This window comes from Flavobacterium cyanobacteriorum (assembly GCF_002251835.1).
Taxonomy (GTDB): Bacteria; Bacteroidota; Bacteroidia; order Flavobacteriales; family Flavobacteriaceae; genus Flavobacterium; species Flavobacterium cyanobacteriorum.
Genome location: NZ_NOXV01000076.1, coordinates 1 through 2,118, shown reverse-complemented (window position 1 = coordinate 2,118; position 2,118 = coordinate 1). Strand labels below are relative to the sequence as shown.

Genomic DNA, 2,118 nt, shown 5'->3' with positions numbered 1-2,118 from the left:
TTTTATTGATTTTTAATCAATTATGTTTTTTGTCGTGTACTAAAAATATTGTGTTAAAGCTATTTAACATGAGTTATAAAATTGACAATATTCTCGTTAGTGAAGGTAACCGGCCATTATGGCAAATTATAATCGCGGCAATATTTTATACTGTCACACTTTTGCTTATCTTACTTTCGCTATACATATTGTATATTGATTTTACAATTGGTGCAGCAAAAGGTTGTGTTGGTATTTTATCTTTTGCCACTACAGCATTTGTACTGGAAGTACGGTTTTCTTTAGTTAATAACATTTATTTTGATTTTGAAAAGAGGCTTTATAAAAAAGAATATGCTGTCGGGATTTTCAGGTTAGGAACATGGCAGCATTTGCCCAATATAGAATACATCTGTGTTTTCAGGCAAGGCTGGTCTAAAGACAGTGACGGAGATGGAATGTCAGATTCAGCCGGTTACCGGTATGATGTAAATGTATGGCATGACAGTTCAAAACATTTTACAATATATACTAATCTCAAGAAAGAGCCTAGTTATGAAATGGCTAAGCATTTAGCAACTAAGATGAAAGTTGATTTTCTTGATGCTACCGACCCTCATAACAAACAGTGGGTAGAGCTTGAGGAGCTTGCGCTGTAAATCTTGATTAAGTACAGGCTACTGCAATACAATGCAGTACGAGCAGCAGTATGCCAATTCCATTTATTATAAATACTTTCTTGTTTGTAGATGCCCTTGTCAACGAAATTGCTATAGCATGATATATTAGATAAAGAGGTGCAGTAGTAAGTGTAGTTATAAATAAGCTAAAGCCTTTTCAGCCTGCTCTGCCGTCATGGAATATAAATTCCTATTACAGACTGCAATAGTACAGATACATGGCTGATATAATCAGCAGGTGGAATAAAAACCAATAATTTCTTGCTTATTAAGTTGATACATCTTTCTTTTTCTGTCTTACAAATAGATAAATAATCGCCACAACTGCCGCTGTAAGTACAACGTCAATGAAAAAGTTTTTGCGGTTCCATCCCCAGTGCAATTCTGTGGAAGAGACCCAAAACTGTGTATAGTATTCCAGCGGAAAACCTATTTTAAGCGTTGGCATATTTCGTCTGGACAATAAGACGGTCATTACGCTCATATAAGATATTGTACAAAAAGCCGCAAAAGAATAAAAGCTGATTTTAATAAAGTGCTTCATATCTAATTCGTTTCCTCCACAAACTCTATAATATCCCCCGGCTGGCAGTCCAGTTCTTTGCAAATAGCTTCCAGCGTGCTAAACCGTATCGCCTTAGCCTTGCCTGTTTTTAAAATTGAAAGGTTAGCAGTGGTTATGCCTACGCGTTCGGCCAATTCGTTGCTGCGCATTTTCCGTTTGGCCAGCATTACGTCCAGGTTAATGATTATTGGCATGGCTTATATGGTTAAGTCGTTTTCTTCTTTCATCTTTTTTGCCGTGAGGAATACCTCGCTAAGCACCATAAAGAACAGGGCCAGTATCACAACCAGTAGTTCAGCCCCTATACCCACTGAAAATGTATTTTCCACAATCACATTATAAAGGAATTCAGAAATAAAATATAGGATGAAACCTGCAAGCAGTGCCTTCCCCGTATTGCCCAGCAGTAGTATAACGGCATCATCAAAAATTTTCTTTTTTGAAAAAAGCGTGAGTATGCCCCTGAACAAATATAAGGCATAGGTCCATATGCCGAAAACAACAATCTTAACCCCAAGCATTACATAATCTTCCGGAGCCATATCAACAGCCTTGGTGCCATTTACCTCAAAAGGAACCTGTGCCGGAAAAAATAACGCCATAAATATAAATGGTACTGCAAACACAAGTATAACCATGCACAGTATAAATGTTATGCCGGTAAGGGTCCTTAAAAAGGGAAGTTTCTCCATATCACTTAGTTTTAGATGGACAAATATAATAAAATTATTGCAAAACAATAATTAATAAAAACAAAACAATATCTGTGTGCAGTTTTAATTCCTGTATTTTTGGCACTATGGAGCAATTCCCCGGATCACTTGACAGAAAGCTGCAAAAGCGTGTGGAAGAAAATATGCTGCGGAGACTTCCGGCAGCGCATAACCTTGTTGA

General features: G+C 37.1%; 4 protein-coding genes. 1 reads left to right on the top strand and 3 read right to left on the bottom strand.

All coding sequences use genetic code 11. The annotated features are described in order from the left end of the window. Nucleotides 1-68: 68 nt before the first annotated feature. Entirely contained in the window at nt 69-638 is a 570-nt protein-coding gene (locus tag CHU92_RS00800) for a hypothetical protein (RefSeq protein WP_094411636.1), read from the top strand. Between the two features lie 289 nt (nt 639-927). Here CHU92_RS00800 and CHU92_RS00795 read toward each other — a convergent pair whose 3' ends face one another. From CHU92_RS00795 to CHU92_RS00785, 3 genes are read right to left on the bottom strand one after another with little or no spacing between them, the layout of a single operon-like run. After that, complete coding sequence (locus CHU92_RS00795; RefSeq protein WP_094411634.1) at nt 928-1,203, bottom strand: hypothetical protein; 276 nt, start codon at nt 1,201-1,203, stop codon at nt 928-930. A 2-nt stretch (nt 1,204-1,205) separates the two neighbouring features. After that, nucleotides 1,206-1,418 carry a helix-turn-helix domain-containing protein gene (locus CHU92_RS00790; RefSeq protein WP_094411632.1) on the bottom strand — a complete coding sequence of 71 codons (213 nt, stop codon included), beginning with the start codon at nt 1,416-1,418 and terminating at the stop codon, nt 1,206-1,208. Between the two features lie 3 nt (nt 1,419-1,421). After that, entirely contained in the window at nt 1,422-1,916 is a 495-nt protein-coding gene (locus tag CHU92_RS00785; protein WP_094411630.1) for a DUF2975 domain-containing protein, read from the bottom strand. Nucleotides 1,917-2,118: the final 202 nt, after the last annotated feature.